This is a genomic window from Photorhabdus machadonis (assembly GCF_052657765.1).
Window position 1 is genome coordinate 3923363 of record NZ_CP199761.1, and the last position, 19392, is coordinate 3942754.

The following is a 19392-nucleotide window of genomic DNA, read 5'->3' on the forward strand; positions in this document are numbered from 1 at the left end:
AGGCCCTCACTGTTGTTGCCGCTAGCGCCCTCAGTAAAGGGACTCGACTAGCTATGCAGACGCAGCAAATTTCAGGATCTGCACAGCTAATTTTATTCTGGATGTTGTTGGAGATGCCGCAATGATCGCTCTCGGCGGGTATGCTCACGGCTGAGATCCAATAAAACATCTTCAATAAAGGCTAAATGGCGGTGGGAAGCCTCACGGGCTTTCTCTGGTTGCCTTGCCATAATAGCTTCAAAAATTTTCGCTCGATGATCGCTGACGGCTGTCAGCGTTTCCCGACGGGTATACAGAAACTCAAAATTCTGCCGGATATTGTGTTCCAGCATAGGTGCCATGCAGCGCAATAAGTGAAGGAGAACCATATTATGTGCCGCTTCGGTAACAACGAGCTGATATTGCAGAACCGCATCGGACTCAGCATTAACATCACCACTTTGCTGTGCTTGTTGAATAATCAGGTGATGTTCCCGAATGCGTTCAAAATCTTCGTCAGTTCCACGCAATGCCGCGTAATAGGCTGCGATGCCTTCCAAAGCATGGCGGGTTTCAAGGAGATCAAACTGAGATTCAGGATGACCAGCCAGCAGTTGTGCCAAGGGATCACTGAAACTTTGCCATAGGTTACTCTGGACAAATGTTCCCCCACCCTGACGGCGAAAGAGAAAACCTTTGGATTCTAACCGTTGAATAGCTTCGCGCAGTGAAGGGCGTGACACATCAAACTGTTTCGCCAACTCACGTTCAGGCAGCAATTTCTCCCCCGGACGTAAAGATCCTTCAAGGATGAGATGCTCGAGACGCTGCTCAATAACATCTGATAATTTTGATTGGCGGATTTTGCTATAAGCCATATTTACTGTAAGCCAGTTAATGGATAAACATTGCTTCGGTCTCTACCAGAGTCAATTGGTAATACCAATTTAAACTACAGGGCCATAAAAGTAACAAAGTATTCACCAGCTGTCCATAAAGACCTTGAGCTAAATCATAAAAACTTGCAAATTTTAACAATTTTTTTTAAAAATTAGCAAAAATTGATAACTAATAGGCTAATAAATCTTCTACAATGATATTTTAACCTAACCTTTTGAAACGTATAAATAGATATAATGAATCGTTACAGCCAGGAGATAATTGAATATTTATTTAAAAAATATAGATACAAAATCATCACTTGTTGATTTTAAACACAACGACTATTCCATTAGACTATAAATGTAGCTCAAATCAGCAAAACAGAATGGTTAAAAGCTGTGATTAGAAAGGAATATTTGCAAAATATGTGAGGAACCACCAGCAATAGTCCTAGATAACTCCTGCTGATGGGAAAAGCGTACAATATTAAAACCAGTAACGTGTTTCTTCATGCCACCCTTTTTTATGCATACAGGAAGAAATTACCCAACGCCTTGCAGATTCATTCTTATCCCAACGCTCAACTTCAGCTTTTGGCACAGTAATGTAATGCCCACAGGATTTGTCTTTTTTCTTGTCACTGTCTTCGCAGGGAAAATATTTTGTCTCATAAGAATGAACAACTTTACTGGTCCAATCCGGTGCAAAACGAGCATAACCCAGTTCCTTACATTCTGCGTAGTCCCTGTCCCTCTCAAACTGAGTTGCTCCTGGTTTTTCCCAAGATGTACAACCGGTTAATAAAGTAAATAATATAATTAAAGGAATAATGGTTATTTTTTTTATAGAATTCATAAAAAACGCCTTAAATAAAACTAAAGAAAATAATCAGAGAAATTAAATTAGAAGTTAAAAGTTCCCCCAATACTGTAACTCTCTTTTTCAAAAGATGGCTTTCCACCAGACTGTATAATTTGCCTATCTTGGATTGATGTGTTTTTATCAAAATTAGGCGTAGAATGCCTAGTATTTACTTTGACTTCAGTACCCGAAGTTATATCTTTAACATTACATTCAAAATAACCACAGGTTGAAATATAGCCGCCATTAAACTGTGGAGTGGAACATCCCGTAGTCACAAATATTGATAATAAAGTAATGAGAAATTTATTCACTCTTAACACCCTTAAATTGCCATATATATTATAAGAATTTAACTCAAATAAAACCATATAAAAAGAGAGATCATTTCTTACGATCGAGTAAGTAATATCTACATATGCATTTTATCTTTCTAGCATTCCAAGGGATATCAGAACAATATTTTTCCATAGAGTAAAATATCCCTTCATTATTGGAAGAAATTATCTTTATTGGTGTTCCATGAACACTTAGGAATAACAATCCAGATAATAAACATGAAATAAGTGATATTTTCATGCATTTAAAATTAATTAATGTTAAGTTCCATCTTACAAGATACAAAAAGACCCACAGTGAGTTAATTAGCTGTTATCCTCTTCATCTTCCACATACTCCAATATATCCCCAGGCTGGCATTGTAAATATTTACAAATTTTTTCCAGCGTATCAATACGGATACCTTTTATCTTCCCATTTTTCAGCAATGATAAATTTTGCTCAGTAATACCGATAATTGCCGCCAGCTCTTTAGACTTCACTTTCCTTTTAGCTAAGAGCACATCCAATCTTATTATAATACTCATGGAGATTCTCAGATAAAATAACGCTGTTCATCGCTTATTTTCTTTGATTCACGCATAATTAAGCTAAATATCAGAAGGAATACACCAAACATAATAATAAACAAAGACTCTGAATTAACGCCAAGCGAGAAACTAAATACGCGTTGCCCTTTTCCTAAATCCACAGATAAAGCCATTCCTTGTAATGTATTAATCACTGGATAAAGAAACTGCTCCAGAATCATCAAGAAACCAATAATAAATGAACCGGAAATATTACGGTCACTCCATATTTCACCTTTAGCAAATCGAAAAAACAAAATTCCGATTAAGACATAGGAAGCAGTTGATATGACACGAGGTATTGTATCCAACGATATGTAAAGCACCTGACTTAACAAAGATTGCTTAAATCCCTTTTCAGTCAATGCGGGCATAAGATCACTGTACGCCTGAAGAACAGCCTGACGAGTGGTATCACCCCATAATGACCAGGAAACAATATGGAAGCCTATATCAGCAACCGCCATCACAGAAGCAATAATAATAGCCAGAAAGCTAAGAAGCCTGATTCTGGGGTTAGTCACAAACTCCTGTTTACCGCACATAATGTGTCATTCCATTTACATGTTTAACTAAACTTTTGGTAAAGTACTTGAAAACTTATCGTATTACAATAAGTTTTTATCATTAAATAAACAGAACGGGGCCTGTAATGATGTATAAATCACCGTAGTTATAGTTGCCAGGTATAATTAATTTATTGATAGAAAAGAAAAAAGGAGCTATTTACACCGCTCCTTTTATAGATAATTCAGCGATTAAGACTACAAACAAATCAAACCAATGCGCCATAAATTGTCAGAAAGGCAACAACGACAATGATAGAAAAAGTCACCTTTTTCGCCAGTGTTACCGCTGCAACAGGCGTTAAAATTGAGTCAAGATGGGGTTCGCGGCTTAATGAAAACTGAGCAAGTTGGCATACCACCTTATATTGTGACGTTCTCAAATCGCTAAGAGAGGCAACCCACGCCGGTAAAGCCCGCTCACCATGCCCTAATAAGGCATAAGCAATTCCAGCCAGACGAGCAGGGATCCAGTCCAGCCAGTTCAACAGACTATCAACACCAGATTGCGCACGCTGAAGTGGCGTACCATATTGCGCCAACCACCCCTGATAAGATCTTAAGAAACAATATCCCATCAAAGCAACCAGCCCTAATTGACCCGCCACAATCAACCAAAAAATCGGGGCCAGGTAATAACGAAAATTTATCCATAAAAGCGCATTTTGCATCTCCCGTAACTCATTTTCTTTACTGGCATCAGAGGGTAAACCATGAACGATGGCGAGACGAGCGAGATGTTCTCTTAACTGCTCCCTGTCCCCCTGATGAACAATACGAAAATATTCACGATAATCATGCCGTAAGCGCCCCGCACCTATGCACAGCAAACAAATCAACACCCATAAAATCAGCTCAAAGATCCCAAAGATAAAATCATCAAGCATTTCAACCAGTAGCCAGGTAATTAGCATGACTATTAACGTCATCAATAGGCTTTTGCGTAGTGAAAAAGACTGCATATTGATAAAAAATGGCTCAAGGCGATGATCCAATTGCCAATGTTCACCCATTTTAAACACTCGTTCCCACGCCAACACTAACAACAGTATAAAGAGGGTCATTCTTTACTACTCCTGCAACAATTGCTGATAATGTGTCCAATCGAAATAAGGCCCCGGATCTGTTTTTCTCCCTAGAACAATATCATTATGACCCGTGATGTGCCCTTTTATATCCGGATATTTCTGCATAAACCATTATGTCAATACACCAAGGTTTTCATATTGCTTATCAGTAAATGGTTGACTATCTGCCCCTCCAGTTTTATCCCAATGGAGAAGTCATTGCATTTTTCCGTACCCCATACAGAACACGCCAGTATGCCACCACGTTTTTTACTCCTTCAATCTGATGACAAAACCAAGATAGTAGTTGTTCACTGCACAACAGGGTAGCATGTTAATGCTACCAATATTGTTATCACTTCCGGAGCTTTTTAATGACAAAACAAAATTACAGTGCAGATCAGCGTCGTGCTGTTTTGATGGAACGCTTACAGAACGACATTCCCGCCAGTGTAACCCTCGCACTAAAAGAAGATCTGGGTGGCAGCACAGATTTCACTTCTGATATTACCGGTCAGTTAATTCCGGCAGATAAACAAGCTACAGCAATAATTATTACCCGGGAAGAGGGTATTTTCTGTGGGCAACAATGGCTGAATGAAGTTTTCACGCAATTAGGTGACCAAACTTCCATTGAATGGTTGGTAAAAGACAGTGATGCAATGACAGCCAACCAAAAACTCTGTGTATTACGAGGCCCTGCACCTGTATTGCTGACCGGTGAACGCACCGCCCTTAACTTTATTCAAACTCTCTCTGGTGTTGCAACAGAAGTCAGTCATTATGTCCGCCTTCTTGCCGGTTTAAAAACCCAGTTACTTGATACCCGCAAGACACTGCCTGGATTACGCACAGCCCTAAAGTATGCGGTACTTTGCGGCGGAGGCAATAATCACCGTCTTGGGTTATTTGATGCTTTCCTTATTAAAGAGAACCACATTATTGCCAACGGTTCGATTAAACAGGCAGTAGATAAAGCCCGTTATTCTCACCCTAATGTCCTTGTTGAAGTCGAAGTCGAAACCTTAGATGAGCTGATTCTGGCACTGAAAGCCAATGTTGATATTATTATGTTAGATAATTTTACTATTCCAATGATGAAAGAAGCCGTCGCCATCACATCAGGTAAAGCCGCTTTAGAAGTATCAGGTAATATAACCTTGGATACCCTGCGCAGCTATGCCGAAACAGGCATTAACTTCATTTCCGTTGGAGCATTAACCAAACATATCAAAGCATTAGATCTATCCATGCGCTTTCAGTAAACATCAACAATAATATTGATGGTGGTGTAAATCAGCAATTCATAGCTAACAAATTTGCGAACACCACCGTAAATATTTCTGAAAACATTGCAATCTAAAAATCTTCTTTCGAGCCAATTCCATAACCTCTACATATCCTATTTTATTTTTTTCCTTTTCCTTCATTATTTATGTCGTAATACAACAACATGGAGAAAAATATGAGCCAACAACAAGGATTCACATTAATGGAAATTATGGTTGCTATTGCCATTATTTCCATATTAAGTGCTATTGGTATTCCCAGTTATCAGGGATATATTCAGAAAGCCGCCTTAACAGATATGTTACAAGCCATTGTACCTTACAAATCAGGTATAGAACTTTGCAGTTTTGAAACTGAAGATTTTAAAGGCTGCAATTCAGGATCAGTATCAATTCCCAGTAACCATAATAGCAGATATATCGGAAGCATTTCAGTTAAAGATGGAGAAATCACCATTAATGGTCAGCAAAGCCTAAAAGACCTCAGGGTTATTTTGAGTCCGACACAAAATATACAAATAGGTACGATCAAATGGATTAATAAATGTGAGTCAGCAAGTGTATCATTAAAGAATAGGTGTCAGGAAGTATTCAAGTTTTAATTCATCATCCTTATGAACATATATTTACGCAGGAAACAATAATGAACTCACCTTCGGAAACAGAAAATACATTGATGGAAAGAGAAATTCATGATATTTGTCAACGTCATCAAACTGTTGTGATAAAAAAAGATGATAATACGATAACAATTGCCAGCAGCGAATTACCTAATGATGATTTATTATCAGCATTACGCTTTATTTCCGGACGTATCGTCAATGTAGAAATTTGGCCGCTGGCAAGGATCGAATCAGTATTACATCAAAATATTTCACTCAGTCATTTACCCAAGGAAGAAGCATCTTTATTGCCCCTCACAACTGATATCAATGCAGATGAGAATGATGCACCCGTCATTCAACTTATTAATCAAACCTTATTAACCGCAATTCAGCGGCGTGCATCTGATATTCATTTTGAACCATTCCAGCAAGGTTATCGGATTCGTATCCGGGTTGATGGCGCATTACATCCCTTGTCCTCTCCATCCCCTCAAATGAATGCAAGTATTGCCGCACGTCTTAAAATAATGGCAAAATTGAATATTGCTGAAAAACGACTACCTCAGGATGGACAATTTGATTGGTATGACGCACGGCACAACTACGCTATCCGTATGGCTACTCTGCCAACAATACACGGAGAAAAAGTTGTGCTCAGGATATTAAATACCATGCAGCAACTGTCACTGGATCAATTAGATATTCCTGATCAATTATTAAATCAGCTCCGACAAAAATTAGCATTACCACAAGGAATGATTTTAGTTACCGGCCCAACAGGCAGTGGAAAAACAGTGACTTTATATAGCTGCTTACAATATCTGAATCAGAATAAAAAGAATATTTGCAGTGTAGAGGACCCAGTTGAAATCCCACTTAACGGCATTAATCAGACACAAACGAACAGTAAAATTGAACTCGATTTTGCCAAAGTATTACGGGCATTATTACGACAAGATCCAGATATCATTATGGTAGGAGAAATACGTGACAGCGAAACAGCCGAAATTTCAGTAAAAGCAGCACAAACAGGCCATTTAGTGCTTTCTACACTACATACTAATTCTACTGTAGATACATTATCCCGCCTACAAAATCTGGGTATTTCAGGTTATATGGCAGCGTCTTGTATCAAATTAATTATTGCCCAACGGCTTGTCAGAAAATTATGTCTTCATTGCCGCAATCAACAAAGAGAAGAAACGATCATTAACATCGGAAATAATTCTTTATTTATCAAGCAATGGCTAGCCGTCGGTTGCGAATATTGTTTTTCTGGCTACTATGGCCGAACGGCTATTTATGAATTTTTGGAAATAACACATGAAATTCAACAAGCATTATCAGAAAACAATCCAAAAAATATACAAAAGATTATTATGGCTCAAAGAAAAGACACCTTACTTTCATCCGGTATTTTATTAGTAGAACAAGGGATTACTACACTGGAAGAAATTTATCAGGTCACAGGGCAGGAAGCGTAATGAAAATTCATTATCTTTATAATTGGCAAGCAGTTAACAACAAAGGCGAAATATCAAAAGGTAAATCACTATGTGATAACCGGAAAGTTTTATATCAGCAACTTATCCATGCTGGATTGCAACCTTATAATATAAAATGTGATAAATGGATATTTTATCACCAACAACAGATTGCCTACCGTCTGAACTTTATTCGTCAATTGTCAACACTATTATCATCAGGAATGCCATTGCTGAATTGCCTGAATATTCTTATTCGTGAATGTGACAATCCATTATGGCATTGTGTATTGTCAGATATTAGTAAGAAAATTACCCGCGGAGAATCGCTCTCCGCCTCATTAAAAAATTACCCATTTCTCTTTCCACCTTTATTTTGCCAACTCATTGCTGTTGGAGAATTAACAGGGCAATTAGAAATCTGCTGTCAATTATTGGTTAAACAACAGGAACAACAAGACACATTACAGAAAAAAATAACAAAAGCACTACGCTATCCTCTGATTATTACTGTTGTTGCCATCAACATTATTTTATTAATGCTGATTTTTGTCTTACCTGAATTTGAACATATTTATCATTCATTTGACGCACAGCTTCCTCTGTTAACCCGCACTTTACTAATGGTTTCCAATTGGCTGATCCAATATGGTGTCTATAGCGCTATTGGGTTAATATCACTATTCCTATTTTATCTGCAATTACGCCAACGCTATACAATATGGATTGTCCGTGAGAAAAATCTGATATTACATTTACCCGTTATTGCAAAATTAATTAGTTGTCAGCAACTAGGGCAACTTTTTCATATTTTATTTATGACACAAAAAGCCGGCCTGACACTCACCGCAGGGTTAGACAGTGCTATTGCATCAATAAATCACCCGGTCTTTTTAAAAGCAACTAAATTCTTGCGAGTCCAAATTAATCAAGGGATACCAATGAGCGAAACACTGAAGCAACAATCTTGTTTTCCTGCACTGTGTCAACAATTTGTCAGTGTTGGCGAAGAGTCTGGTAATCTGGAACTGTTATTGGGAAATCTCGCCAACTGGTACCAACAACAAGCATTGGAAATTTCTGATAATATGACTCAGTTACTAGAACCAATACTTATAGTCATAATAGCCGCTATTGTCGGCATACTATTGCTCGCAATGTATTTACCTATTTTTCAGCTGGGTACGGTACTCACTTGAAATAAAAACGATTCTCTGGTTTTGCCTCTAGGTCATCTGCCCCCTTTCGGTTACAATCCTGAAATACTATCAAGTAATATGAAGGGATAGGATGACTTATATTATTGCACTCACAGGTGGGATTGGCAGCGGTAAGACTACTATCGCCAACGCTTTCGCCGCTCTCGGTGTTCCTCTTGTTGATGCAGATATTATTGCCAGAGAAGTCGTTGCTCCTGGAACACCTGCTTTACAAGCCATTACAGAACACTTTGGTCATGACATATTGATGCCAGATGGTAGCCTTAACCGGGCACTGTTGCGCCAGAAAGTTTTCGCGAATGAACAAGAAAAACAGTGGGTTAATCAACTTCTCCATCCTCTGATACATCAAGAAACCAGACATCAATTAGAACAGATAATTGCACCTTATGTTATTTGGGTTATTCCATTATTAGTCGAAAATAATGCAGGGCATCTGGCAGATCGGATCCTGGTCGTTGACGTTTCACCTGAAGTACAAATCAGCCGGGTAGCTACTCGTGATGGTATTAGCTACCAACAAGTCGAAAATATTTTGGCCGCACAAGTATCCCGTAGTGAAAGACTGGCTTATGCCGATGACGTTATCCAAAATCATGATAACGTACAGGTAATTGCTCCTCGTGTTGCCGAACTACATCAACAATATTTAAGATTAGCTGAATCAGCCAGACAGGATAATCATGATGAGTGACACAACTTCTACAATCATTTTTGAACACCCACTAAATGAAAAAATGCGATCATGGTTGCGAATTGAATCTTCCCTACACCAACTCACCAGCCAACGCCACTTAAACTCACTGGCAAGCAGCCTCGCCTTTTTCCGCACAGTTGCTGAACTACTTGAAGTTCTGGAACGAGGGGAAGTCCGTTCAGAATTGCTAAAAGAATTAGAACGCCAACAGGCAAAATTAAAACAATGGGCTGAAATACCTGATGTTGATGTTAATATCGTCAATAGTTTCAGATTAAAATTGAAAGATCGGGCTGCTGCATTAAGTAAAGCGCCACGGCTAGGACAATCCCTTAAAGAAGATAAAATTATCAGTATGGTGCGCCAGCGCCTCAGCATTCCAAGTGGCTGTTGTGGTTTTGATCTACCCACTTTGCATTTATGGCTCCACTTACCACAATCAGAAAGAGATAAAATGGTTTCCTTCTGGATTGATAGCTTGCTACCACTCCAACAAGCACTGGAAAGTATTTTAGAACTTATTCGCCAATCTGCTATTTTCCGTTCTGAGGTCAGTAAAAACGGTTTTCATCAGGATACGGCAGAAGGTACAGATTTACTGAGATTACGTTTACCATTAAAACCTTTATTATTTCCTCAAATTTCCGGTCACAAAACCCGCTTTGCTATCCGCTTTTTACCATTGGATAGTGAACAAGGATCCGTGCCCATTCATTTACCATTTGAACTAGCATGCTGCTAACATAACAAACGAGTTATCAGGAGAGTGATTATGTCTGAATTATTGACGATTGAGTGCCCAACATGCGGTAAAAGTGTGGTTTGGGGAGAAGTAAATCCATACCGCCCATTTTGTAGTAAACGCTGCCAATTAATTGATTTAGGCGAGTGGGCAAATGAAGATAAACGGATACCGAACCAAAGTGAAGACTCCGATAGTGACGATTGGAGTGAACAACCGGAACAATAATAAATAGCCGCGTTAATCATAATGCGGCTATTTGCAATTTAAGCAGTAAGTAATGCCACAATGCTGCGATTAGCGGGTGGGAATTCGTCAGCAATTAAATCTGTCTGTAATACCCACCGAGAACGTTGTCCTTCTTTGCCGAAAGGTTCATTGTCCCATCCATCCACCAAGAAGAAATACAAGGTAATCAGCCTGTCAGGAAAATCATGTTCAACCGTTTTTACCAATTCATAATGAGTAGCGGTAATACCAACTTCTTCCTGTAACTCACGCACTAAAGCCTGTTCAGATGTTTCCTCTTTTTCGACTTTCCCACCAGGAAATTCCCAAAAACCGCCCATATGAGTATCGGCATGACGCTGAGTAATAAAAATTTCATGTCGTGAGTTTCTAATAATCCCAGCGGCTATATACAGGTGTTTCTTTTCCATATTACTACCATCTTCATTTATTCGTTTCAGTTATTAAGCAACTAACAATCAAAGTTCATATCCAAAGTCACCCGCTTAAAGCTAACAGTAAAAAGGCGGTTTCCCGCCTTTTCATCATTACTGCAAACGCCCGTGACAATGTTTATACTTTTTACCCGACTCACAAGGACAAGGATCATTACGACCCACTTTACGGATACCACTGGCAATCAGAGCTTCTGTTTCAGACATCAAAGCACCTTTTTCCACTTCGTGGCTTAATTGCTGTTGTCTTGCCAAACGTTCAGCTTCCGCACGACGTTGCTGCTCCAGAACCTCAACTTCTTCCGGTAATCTCACCTGAACTTTACTCAATGTGCTAATCACTTCATATTTCAGCGACTCCAGCATGTTTGCAAACATGGCGAAAGATTCTCGTTTATATTCCTGTTTTGGATCTTTCTGAGCATAGCCACGCAGGTGGATACCTTGACGCAAGTAATCCATTGCTGCCAGATGCTCTTTCCACAACATATCCAGCGTCTGCAACATAATACCTTTTTCGAAGTTACGCATCATTTCAGTGCTGACAATCTCTTCTTTACGTTTATAGATTTCAACAGCCTGTTCAAGGATACGCTCACGTAAAGTTTCTTCGTGTAGATCAGGCTCTTTATCCAGCCACTCTTTGATCGGTAGCTCCAAATCAAAATCAGCTATTAAACGCTGCTGCAAACCTTCTACGTCCCACATCTCTTCCAAAGATTGAGGCGGAATATAAGCATCAATAGTTGCTTTAAATACATCTTCACGAATACTGCTAATAGTTTCACTAACATCACTGACATCCAGCAAATCGTTGCGTTGAGCATAAATAGCACGACGCTGATCGTTAGCAACATCATCGTATTCCAGCAATTGCTTGCGTATATCGAAGTTACGGCTTTCTACTTTACGTTGAGCATTGGCGATAGCTTTGGTTACCCACGGATGCTCAATCGCCTCGCCGGGTTTCATACCAAGTTTACGCATCATGCCAGTGACACGATCAGATGCAAAAATACGCATCAGTGAATCTTCCATTGACAAATAGAAACGGGATGAGCCAGCATCTCCCTGACGGCCAGAACGCCCACGTAACTGATTATCGATACGACGGGATTCATGACGCTCGGTACCAATGATGTGCAAACCACCCGCCGCCAGCACGATATCATGGCGCTCCTGCCATGCAGCTTTAATCTCTTCAATCTGAACTTCTGTTGGTTCCGGCAATTTAGCAATTTCTGCCTGCCAACTCCCACCCAGCACAATATCTGTACCACGACCAGCCATGTTAGTCGCAATAGTTACCGCACTCGCCTGACCTGCCTGAGCAATGATATCTGCTTCCATTGCGTGGAATTTAGCATTAAGCACGTTGTGCTCAATACCGGCTTTAGTCAACTCACGGGAAACCAGCTCAGATTTTTCAATAGAAATCGTTCCCACCAATACTGGCTGTCCCTTACTGGTACATTCGCGAATATCTTCAATGATAGCTTCAATTTTTTCTGCTTCAGTCATATAAACCAGATCCGGCAAATCACTGCGGATCATTGGGCGGTTTGTCGGCACCACAATGGTATCGAGCTTATAAATGGAGCTGAATTCAAATGCTTCTGTATCTGCCGTACCAGTCATACCGGCCAGTTTTTCATACAGGCGGAAATAGTTTTGAAAAGTAATTGAAGCCAAGGTTTGGTTTTCATTCTGAATTTCTACACCTTCTTTAGCTTCAACAGCCTGATGCAACCCATCAGACCAGCGACGCCCCTGCATAGTACGGCCAGTATGCTCATCGACAATAATAACCTCACCCTCTTTCACAATGTAGTCAACATCACGGGTAAACAGAACATGGGCACGCAGGGCAGCAGTAACATGGTGCATCAACATGATGTTAGTTGGGGAATACAGAGATTCACCTTCCTCCATCAATTTCGCTTCCACCAACAATTGCTCAACCAGAACCAGACCGCGTTCCGTTAAGTTAACCTGACGGGACTTCTCATCAACAGAAAAGTGACCTTCTCCCTGGAAAGTCTCTGAATCTTCTTTTTCCTGGCGAATCAGTTTAGGGATCAGCTTATTGACCTTGATATAAAGCTCAGAACTGTCTTCAGCCGGGCCGGAAATAATCAATGGAGTACGCGCTTCGTCAATCAGAATGGAGTCAACCTCATCCACCAGCGCATAATGCAGTTTACGCTGAACACGCTCTTCCGGGCTAAATGCCATATTGTCACGAAGATAGTCAAAGCCATATTCGTTGTTTGTGCCGTAGGTAATATCCGCTGCATATGCTTCGCGTTTAGCCGGTGCGGGCATACCTGGCAGGTTGATACCCACGCTCAACCCCAGAAATTCAAACAATGGACGGTTATTTTCAGCGTCACGCTGTGCCAGATAATCATTCACAGTGACTACGTGAACACCACGTCCAGTAAGTGCATTCAAATAAGCAGGCAAAGTCGCTGTGAGTGTTTTACCTTCACCGGTACGCATTTCAGCAATACAACGCTCATTCAGAACCATACCACCCAGTAGCTGAACATCAAAATGACGCATAGCAAACACACGCTTACTCGCTTCACGTACTGTTGCAAATGCTTCAGGCAACAAATTTTCCAGCGATTCACCTTTTTCCAAACGAGCACGGAATTCGACTGTTTTACCCTTCAATTCTTCATCAGACAATTTTTCAAGTTCGGGTTCCATGCGATTGATGACATCAACAATTTTACGCATGCGACGCAGTGTACGATCATTACGACTACCAAAAACCTTAGTTAATAATTTAATCAGCATAGTTAATTACATCTCAGATAAGGCCGTTATCTCGCAGCCAGCAAATAGTTATTTATTTAGGAATTTGTAAAAAAAGAAGATTCAGAGGTCAGCAGCAGGGCCTGCACGAATACCTTGAGCTTTGGCAATCCAAAACACTTGGGTATGAGAAGATTGTGGTGCAACAGTCAGAAACTGTATATCTGAAACTGGCTCAGGTGGCTCAGGTTCCCTAATTAACAATGAATTCAGCGTTTCCAGCACAAGCTGCTGAATACTGGAAGAACTTAACCGGGTACTTTGTTTTGCTGTTTCATTGCTCATCATAGGTTGGGAAACAGAAAAAGCAAAAGAAAGCTGCCGGATAACATTGCGCACAGCATGTTGTTGCCAGTAATTAACACCATTAGCAGGCTGACGTTGAACATTTTGCAATGAAAACAGGTTATCAAAAGCCGATAGAGCCTGATTTTGCCAACTCTGGCTGGATGACGTATTAGCTTGTGGAATATTATCCGTCACACCCGCAAAAACGGTGGGAACGCCAATACTTGCCGCAACCACTCCTAATAATAGATGTGACCAGAAATAACGTCTGCCAAATTGTCGCCAAAGATTTAGAATACCCATTAATCCTTCATCATATCGGAGCTATTTTTATTATGCGCGATAGCCGCCCACAATCACTAGATGTTCTTTTCGAAGACGCCGCTGCCGTTGAGAAAAACCCGCTACATGTTATCCAGCAACGTGCCGTCGCTTTGTTAAAACTTAACCGTGCCGTTACCAGCCTGCTTCCCGCACAGTTGCATCCGTGGTGCCGGGTCGCCAATTATCGCAAACAAATTCTAGTACTGGAAGCAGGAAACGCCAGTTGGATGACCAGATTACGTTACGAGCTGCCAACGTTACTCTCTGCGTTAAGAAGCGAAATTCTACCATCATTGTCTTCCATCGACATCAGGATTAATCCATCACTAATGGTTAAGCATAACAATAGTGCGCAGAGCTTCGCAAAAACAACGAGTGATAATCACAAAACCTTACCGGTACGTCAGTTAAGTCAGGAAAGCGCTAATGAACTAATTATATTAGCGAATCGTAGTCCTAAGAAGCTGAAGGAAAGATTAGAACGATTAGCTGCACTGGCCGGAGAGAGTGCCAGCACAGCTAAGAAGAAATGCTAACGCTGAGTAAAAGAGATATCCGCGAGAACCAAATCTACCGATAGCATAACCCACTGAGATGCATCATTGAGTTATTCTCTGGCACACTAAAGCGTTATGCCATTACAGTCGATGGAGCACGAAAAGCCAGCGGCATTTCAGCTTCATCTTCGAAAGTGATCAGTTCCCATGCACTTTCTTGAACCAAAACTGCTTGCAGCAGTTTATTGTTCATCGCGTGACCAGATTTAAACGCAGTAAATGCGCCAATGATGTTATAGCCACACATAAACAGATCACCGATTGCATCCAGCATTTTATGACGGACAAATTCGTCTTCAAAACGCAAGCCATCTTCATTAAGTACCCGATAGTCATCAACAACAATCGCACAATCAAAGCTGCCGCCTAAACATAAGCCTTTAGATTGTAAGTACTCAATATCACGCATAAAGCCGAAAGTACGCGCACGACTGATTTGGCGAACAAACGCTTCCGCTGAAAAATCCAGACAGTAACGTTGAGAACTTGAATCAATCGCAGGGTGATTAAAGTCAATAGTGAAATCCAGACTGAAACCATTATAAGGTGTCATCTCTGCCCACTTATCACCCTCTTGCACACGTACAGCTTCTTTAATACGCAGGAATTTTTTAGATGTGTTCAGCTCTTCAATACCCGCATCCAACAGCAGGAAGACAAACGGGCTGGCACTGCCATCCATAATAGGAATTTCTGGCGCGTCAACTTCGATAATAATATTATCAATACCCAGCCCTGCCAGCGCTGCATTCAGGTGCTCGACCGTTGAGATTCGCACGTCATGCTCATTTACCAGACAAGTACAGAGCATAGTATCACGCACGGATTTTGCATCTGCCGGAAAATCAACCGGTGGATTCAAGTCAGTGCGACGATAGATGACCCCGGTGTTAGCCGGTGCTGGGCGCATTGTCAGCGTGACTTTCTTACCGGTGTGCAAACCGACGCCAATCGCCTGAACAATACGTTTAAGTGTCCTTTGTTTGATCATCATTTTATCTCGCAATGTTATCCATCCTGCCAACCACTATACACTATGGCTGGCGGGGAAGTTTAGCACAAAAAGCGGAGAATCCAATTTTTTAGCTACTAATCGGCCTGTTTACGCAAAAATGCAGGAATATCCAAATAATCGGGTTCCTTGCTAGTTTGTGCGCTTTGGTCATTCACCACTTTTGCTGCGGGTTTATTTTCTTCTAACAGCGAAGACATACCGCCAGATATTTGCTGATGACGGTGTTCCATGACGCTTGACTGAGATGCTTTATTGGTAACCAGCGTAATTTCAGGACGCTTATCCATACCAATACCAGTGGCAACCACAGTCACACGCAACTCATCATTCATGTCTGGATCCAAAGAGGTACCGATAACGACAGTTGCATTATCAGATGCAAATGCCCGAATAGTGTTACCCACCGTTTCGAACTCATCCAAACGCAGATCAAAGCCAGCCGTAATGTTAACCAAAACACCACGAGCACCTGACAAGTCGATATCTTCCAGCAGTGGGCTGGAAATCGCCATTTCAGCCGCTTCTTCCGCACGGTCTTCACCCTGCGCAATACCAGAACCCATCATCGCGTAGCCCATTTCAGACATCACCGTACGCACGTCAGCAAAGTCAACGTTCATCAGACCTGGACGCGTGATCAGTTCAGCGATACCCTGAACCGCCCCTTTCAAGACATCATTAGCTGCCCCGAAAGCATCCAGTAGTGAAATGCCGCGGCCAAGAACTTTCAGCAGTTTGTCATTAGGAATGGTAATCAATGAATCCACATGTTTGGACAGTTCAGTGATCCCTTGTTCAGCAAAGGCCATACGTTTCTTACCTTCAAAATTGAAAGGTTTGGTAACGACGGCAACAGTCAAAATCCCAAGTTCTTTTGCGATTTCAGCTACCACAGGTGCTGCACCAGTGCCAGTACCACCGCCCATGCCCGCAGCGATAAATACCATATCCGCACCATCAAGAGCAGTGCGCAATGCCTCACGATCCTCTTGCGCAGCAGTACGACCAACTTCCGGGTTTGCACCAGCCCCCAGACCTTTAGTAATACCATTACCAATCTGGATAGTCTGGCCGACAGCAGTTTTACGCAATGCCTGAGCATCCGTATTTACTGCAAAGAATTCAACACCTTCGATGCGCTCACGCACCATGTGCTCAACAGCGTTACCGCCGCCACCGCCGACGCCGATGACCTTAATCACCGCGTCATTGGTTAATTCTATTGGTTCAAACATAGTTTCTCTCCGCTTTGTGCCTTTATATTGAGACCAAAAAACAGATGCAGTCTCTGTATAAAATTAAAACTCTTTTTTCAGCCAGCTACTGACTTTTTTAAACCAGCGACTCACTGAAGCATGTTTTTCAATATCCGCATCACCATTAAGGTGAGAGGCTTTTCCGTAATGCAGCAACCCTACCGCTGTTGAATAATAGGGTTCCTGCGCATAGTCCGTCAGACCAGTAATATTAAGAGGTTGACCAATACGCACCTGAGCGTGGAATACACGCTGGGCACATTCAGCCAAACCATCAATCTGAGCACCACCACCGGTCAGGACAATACCCGCCGCCAGATGGTGTTTAACACCCTGCTGGCGTAACTGTTCCTGCAATCGCAGGATTTCATCATTCACTAAATTCAGTAATTCGATGTAACGCGGTTCAATGACCTCAGCTAGCGTCTGGCGCTGTAAGCTACGCGGTGGGCGCCCACCGACACTGGGTACCTCCACACTTTCATCTTTGCTGACCAACGAACCTAGCGCACAACCGTGGCGTACTTTTATCGTTTCTGCATCGCTTGGTGGAGTACCAAAGGCATAAGCAATATCACTGGTGACGACGTTACCTGCATAAGGGATGACTTTGGTATGACGCAGTGCTCCGCCGGTATACACGGCAATATCCATCGTCCCGCCGCCAATATCTACCACACAAACGCCCAGTTCACGCTCGTCTTCAGTCAAAACAGCATAGCTGGCAGCCAGCCCGGAAAAAATAAGCTGGTCAACTTTCAAACCACAGCGTTCAACGGCTTTTGCAATATTTTTCGCCATATCGTTATGGCAGGTAATTAAGTGAACTTTCGCCTGCATACGCACGCCGGAAAGTCCCACCGGATTTTTAATGCCTTCCTGATAATCGATAGCATATTCTTGAGGAATAACATGCAGTATCCGGTATTCATCACGTACACGAACGGATTTGGCAGTGTGAACAACATTGTCTACATCTTCCTGGGTGACTTCCTCTTCAGAAATAGGAACCATCCCGATTTCATTCTGACAACTGATATGTTTTCCAGATAACGCCAGATAAACAGAAGAAATTTGACAATCTGCCATTAATTCAGCCTGATCGATAGCCCTCTGTACACATTTGACAACCGATTCCAGGTCGTTTACACCGCCTTTATCCATACCACGGGATGGACAGCTTCCCACCCCGATAATATTAACCATACCATCGGGCAGAATTTCACCAACAAGGGCAGATACCTTTGCTGTGCCAATCTCAAGGCCAACTACTAATTTTCTGTCCGTCGATTTGATCATTGTTGTTCTGCCTGCCTCTATATTATTGCCAGTAACTGTTTATTGCCCATTGACCCGGGCATTAGGAGCATCAATTAGTAACGGTGCCCAACCTACCGCCGCACCACTGTTATAACGCAAATCCACATAATCTACTCTTTTCTCTGTGTTCTGCTGTAGCAGCGGATAAAGCTCGATAAAACGTTTAATACGGCCTGTTGTATCCATTCTTCCCAGCTTCAGCCGGATATCATTATCCAGTGTCAGTTGCCAAGAGCGACGCGCAGTCATTACCGCCACTTTCAATTTCAATTTATTGGCAGCAAGAAGTTTAGCCATAGCCCGATAGCCATCCAGTACCTCTTTCTCGCTGCCTTGTGGACCATAAAGCATCGGAAAACTACCTTTAGCTTTCCATTCAACCGGTATACTGAATACCAGCCCTTCTGCATCCAGCATCTGTGAGTCATTCCAACGCGCATAAGGAACATATTCTACCAGATGAATTCTCAGTTCATCAGGCCACTGTTTACGAACAGTGACTTGTCTGATCCACGGCATCCGTTCAATATGTTGCTGAATAATATTCACATCCTGCGTCATGAAAGTTCCCGGTTGCCCTAATGACAAAATTGCCTGCCGGATAGCATCATTGGTAGTGTAGTGACGCTCACCCGTTACCACCAGTTTTGAAATAGGCAATCTATTAGCATCTTTCATCCAGTTCAGGACGGCCCAGCCCCCCCAAACAATAGTCCCAAGCACCATCAGGAAGAAAATAAGCCCTGCCAAATAAGAGCCGTTACTGGGGCGGGAACTGTTATTTTCGTTATCCCGTTCCCTTACTTTCAGGGCCGCTTGAGACATA

General features: G+C 41.7%; 21 protein-coding genes. 8 read left to right on the forward strand and 13 right to left on the reverse strand.

All coding sequences use genetic code 11. The annotated features are described in order from the left end of the window. Positions 1-92: 92 nt before the first annotated feature. The 6 genes from pdhR to ampE form a co-directional block, all read right to left on the reverse strand. A complete protein-coding gene (pdhR, locus tag ACUN2T_RS18730) occupies positions 93-857 on the reverse strand; it encodes a pyruvate dehydrogenase complex transcriptional repressor PdhR (RefSeq protein ID WP_445494511.1) in 765 nt (254 codons plus the stop codon). 490 nt (positions 858-1347) lie between these two features. Further along, complete coding sequence (locus tag ACUN2T_RS18735; protein ID WP_445494512.1) at positions 1348-1716, reverse strand: hypothetical protein; 369 nt, start codon at positions 1714-1716, stop codon at positions 1348-1350. A gap of 47 nt (positions 1717-1763) precedes the next feature. Continuing rightward, positions 1764-2036, reverse strand: a complete 273-nt coding sequence (locus ACUN2T_RS18740; protein ID WP_445494513.1) for a hypothetical protein — start codon at positions 2034-2036, stop codon at positions 1764-1766. Between the two features lie 330 nt (positions 2037-2366). Then, positions 2367-2588 carry a helix-turn-helix domain-containing protein gene (locus ACUN2T_RS18745; protein WP_021323977.1) on the reverse strand — a complete coding sequence of 74 codons (222 nt, stop codon included), beginning with the start codon at positions 2586-2588 and terminating at the stop codon, positions 2367-2369. 8 nt (positions 2589-2596) lie between these two features. Beyond that, on the reverse strand, positions 2597-3097 hold the full coding sequence (locus ACUN2T_RS18750) for a hypothetical protein (protein WP_445497920.1): 501 nt from the start codon (positions 3095-3097) through the stop codon (positions 2597-2599). A gap of 308 nt (positions 3098-3405) precedes the next feature. Further along, a complete protein-coding gene (gene ampE, locus ACUN2T_RS18755; RefSeq protein WP_445494514.1) occupies positions 3406-4260 on the reverse strand; it encodes a beta-lactamase regulator AmpE in 855 nt (284 codons plus the stop codon). Between the two features lie 377 nt (positions 4261-4637). On the opposite strand from ampE, the gene nadC reads away from it, so the two are divergent. The 7 genes from nadC to yacG all read left to right on the forward strand — a co-directional run bounded on the left by nadC (position 4638) and on the right by yacG (position 10528). Beyond that, on the forward strand, positions 4638-5528 hold the full coding sequence (gene nadC / locus ACUN2T_RS18760; RefSeq protein ID WP_445494515.1) for a carboxylating nicotinate-nucleotide diphosphorylase: 891 nt from the start codon (positions 4638-4640) through the stop codon (positions 5526-5528). Positions 5529-5728: 200 nt separating this feature from the next. Further along, the gene (ppdD, locus tag ACUN2T_RS18765) at positions 5729-6154 is read left to right on the forward strand and encodes a prepilin peptidase-dependent pilin (protein WP_445494516.1); all 426 of its coding nucleotides are present in this window, start codon (positions 5729-5731) and stop codon (positions 6152-6154) included. A gap of 41 nt (positions 6155-6195) precedes the next feature. Continuing rightward, complete coding sequence (gspE, locus tag ACUN2T_RS18770) at positions 6196-7641, forward strand: type II secretion system protein GspE (protein WP_445497921.1); 1446 nt, start codon at positions 6196-6198, stop codon at positions 7639-7641. Continuing rightward, entirely contained in the window at positions 7641-8840 is a 1200-nt protein-coding gene (gene hofC, locus ACUN2T_RS18775; protein ID WP_445494517.1) for a protein transport protein HofC, read from the forward strand. The genes gspE and hofC overlap by 1 nt, the downstream gene beginning before the upstream one ends. 91 nt (positions 8841-8931) lie before the next feature. Continuing rightward, positions 8932-9555 carry a dephospho-CoA kinase gene (coaE, locus tag ACUN2T_RS18780; RefSeq protein WP_445494518.1) on the forward strand — a complete coding sequence of 208 codons (624 nt, stop codon included), beginning with the start codon at positions 8932-8934 and terminating at the stop codon, positions 9553-9555. Next, entirely contained in the window at positions 9548-10300 is a 753-nt protein-coding gene (zapD, locus tag ACUN2T_RS18785) for a cell division protein ZapD (protein WP_445497922.1), read from the forward strand. The genes coaE and zapD overlap by 8 nt, the downstream gene beginning before the upstream one ends. Positions 10301-10330: 30 nt before the next feature. Continuing rightward, on the forward strand, positions 10331-10528 hold the full coding sequence (gene yacG / locus ACUN2T_RS18790; RefSeq protein ID WP_445494519.1) for a DNA gyrase inhibitor YacG: 198 nt from the start codon (positions 10331-10333) through the stop codon (positions 10526-10528). A gap of 38 nt (positions 10529-10566) precedes the next feature. Here yacG and mutT read toward each other — a convergent pair whose 3' ends face one another. The 3 genes from mutT to secM all read right to left on the reverse strand — a co-directional run bounded on the left by mutT (position 10567) and on the right by secM (position 14397). Next, positions 10567-10959 carry an 8-oxo-dGTP diphosphatase MutT gene (gene mutT / locus ACUN2T_RS18795; protein ID WP_445494520.1) on the reverse strand — a complete coding sequence of 131 codons (393 nt, stop codon included), beginning with the start codon at positions 10957-10959 and terminating at the stop codon, positions 10567-10569. A gap of 117 nt (positions 10960-11076) precedes the next feature. Further along, positions 11077-13788 (reverse strand): preprotein translocase subunit SecA, encoded by a 2712-nt coding sequence (gene secA, locus ACUN2T_RS18800; RefSeq protein ID WP_445494521.1) that lies wholly within the window; start codon positions 13786-13788, stop codon positions 11077-11079. 81 nt (positions 13789-13869) lie between these two features. Continuing rightward, positions 13870-14397, reverse strand: a complete 528-nt coding sequence (secM, locus tag ACUN2T_RS18805) for a secA translation cis-regulator SecM (protein ID WP_445494522.1) — start codon at positions 14395-14397, stop codon at positions 13870-13872. 32 nt (positions 14398-14429) lie between these two features. On the opposite strand from secM, the gene ACUN2T_RS18810 reads away from it, so the two are divergent. Continuing rightward, a complete protein-coding gene (locus tag ACUN2T_RS18810) occupies positions 14430-14954 on the forward strand; it encodes a DUF721 domain-containing protein (RefSeq protein WP_445494523.1) in 525 nt (174 codons plus the stop codon). A 94-nt stretch (positions 14955-15048) separates the two neighbouring features. Here ACUN2T_RS18810 and lpxC read toward each other — a convergent pair whose 3' ends face one another. From lpxC to ftsQ, 4 genes are all read right to left on the reverse strand, one after another. Then, a complete protein-coding gene (lpxC, locus tag ACUN2T_RS18815) occupies positions 15049-15966 on the reverse strand; it encodes a UDP-3-O-acyl-N-acetylglucosamine deacetylase (RefSeq protein WP_445497923.1) in 918 nt (305 codons plus the stop codon). A gap of 98 nt (positions 15967-16064) precedes the next feature. After that, complete coding sequence (ftsZ, locus tag ACUN2T_RS18820) at positions 16065-17225, reverse strand: cell division protein FtsZ (RefSeq protein WP_445494524.1); 1161 nt, start codon at positions 17223-17225, stop codon at positions 16065-16067. 63 nt (positions 17226-17288) lie between these two features. Next, positions 17289-18545, reverse strand: coding sequence for a cell division protein FtsA (gene ftsA / locus ACUN2T_RS18825; protein WP_012777290.1), 1257 nt, complete (start codon positions 18543-18545; stop codon positions 17289-17291). Positions 18546-18584: 39 nt separating this feature from the next. Further along, a complete protein-coding gene (gene ftsQ, locus ACUN2T_RS18830; RefSeq protein WP_445494526.1) occupies positions 18585-19391 on the reverse strand; it encodes a cell division protein FtsQ in 807 nt (268 codons plus the stop codon). Between the last annotated feature and the right edge of the window lies 1 nt (position 19392).

What these genes read in the sequence shown, in the direction of transcription:
- pdhR (WP_445494511.1), bottom strand. Translation starts at nt 857, where the DNA reads ATGGCTTATAGCAAAATCCGCCAATCAAAATTATCAGATGTTATTGAG.
- ACUN2T_RS18735 (WP_445494512.1), bottom strand. Translation starts at nt 1,716, where the DNA reads ATGAATTCTATAAAAAAAATAACCATTATTCCTTTAATTATATTATTT.
- ACUN2T_RS18745 (WP_021323977.1), bottom strand. Translation starts at nt 2,588, where the DNA reads ATGAGTATTATAATAAGATTGGATGTGCTCTTAGCTAAAAGGAAAGTG.
- ACUN2T_RS18750 (WP_445497920.1), bottom strand. Translation starts at nt 3,097, where the DNA reads ATGGCGGTTGCTGATATAGGCTTCCATATTGTTTCCTGGTCATTATGG.
- ampE (WP_445494514.1), bottom strand. Translation starts at nt 4,260, where the DNA reads ATGACCCTCTTTATACTGTTGTTAGTGTTGGCGTGGGAACGAGTGTTT.
- nadC (WP_445494515.1), top strand. Translation starts at nt 4,638, where the DNA reads ATGACAAAACAAAATTACAGTGCAGATCAGCGTCGTGCTGTTTTGATG.
- ppdD (WP_445494516.1), top strand. Translation starts at nt 5,729, where the DNA reads ATGAGCCAACAACAAGGATTCACATTAATGGAAATTATGGTTGCTATT.
- gspE (WP_445497921.1), top strand. Translation starts at nt 6,196, where the DNA reads ATGAACTCACCTTCGGAAACAGAAAATACATTGATGGAAAGAGAAATT.
- hofC (WP_445494517.1), top strand. Translation starts at nt 7,641, where the DNA reads ATGAAAATTCATTATCTTTATAATTGGCAAGCAGTTAACAACAAAGGC.
- coaE (WP_445494518.1), top strand. Translation starts at nt 8,932, where the DNA reads ATGACTTATATTATTGCACTCACAGGTGGGATTGGCAGCGGTAAGACT.
- zapD (WP_445497922.1), top strand. Translation starts at nt 9,548, where the DNA reads ATGAGTGACACAACTTCTACAATCATTTTTGAACACCCACTAAATGAA.
- yacG (WP_445494519.1), top strand. Translation starts at nt 10,331, where the DNA reads ATGTCTGAATTATTGACGATTGAGTGCCCAACATGCGGTAAAAGTGTG.
- mutT (WP_445494520.1), bottom strand. Translation starts at nt 10,959, where the DNA reads ATGGAAAAGAAACACCTGTATATAGCCGCTGGGATTATTAGAAACTCA.
- secA (WP_445494521.1), bottom strand. Translation starts at nt 13,788, where the DNA reads ATGCTGATTAAATTATTAACTAAGGTTTTTGGTAGTCGTAATGATCGT.
- secM (WP_445494522.1), bottom strand. Translation starts at nt 14,397, where the DNA reads ATGGGTATTCTAAATCTTTGGCGACAATTTGGCAGACGTTATTTCTGG.
- ACUN2T_RS18810 (WP_445494523.1), top strand. Translation starts at nt 14,430, where the DNA reads ATGCGCGATAGCCGCCCACAATCACTAGATGTTCTTTTCGAAGACGCC.
- lpxC (WP_445497923.1), bottom strand. Translation starts at nt 15,966, where the DNA reads ATGATCAAACAAAGGACACTTAAACGTATTGTTCAGGCGATTGGCGTC.
- ftsZ (WP_445494524.1), bottom strand. Translation starts at nt 17,225, where the DNA reads ATGTTTGAACCAATAGAATTAACCAATGACGCGGTGATTAAGGTCATC.
- ftsA (WP_012777290.1), bottom strand. Translation starts at nt 18,545, where the DNA reads ATGATCAAATCGACGGACAGAAAATTAGTAGTTGGCCTTGAGATTGGC.
- ftsQ (WP_445494526.1), bottom strand. Translation starts at nt 19,391, where the DNA reads ATGTCTCAAGCGGCCCTGAAAGTAAGGGAACGGGATAACGAAAATAAC.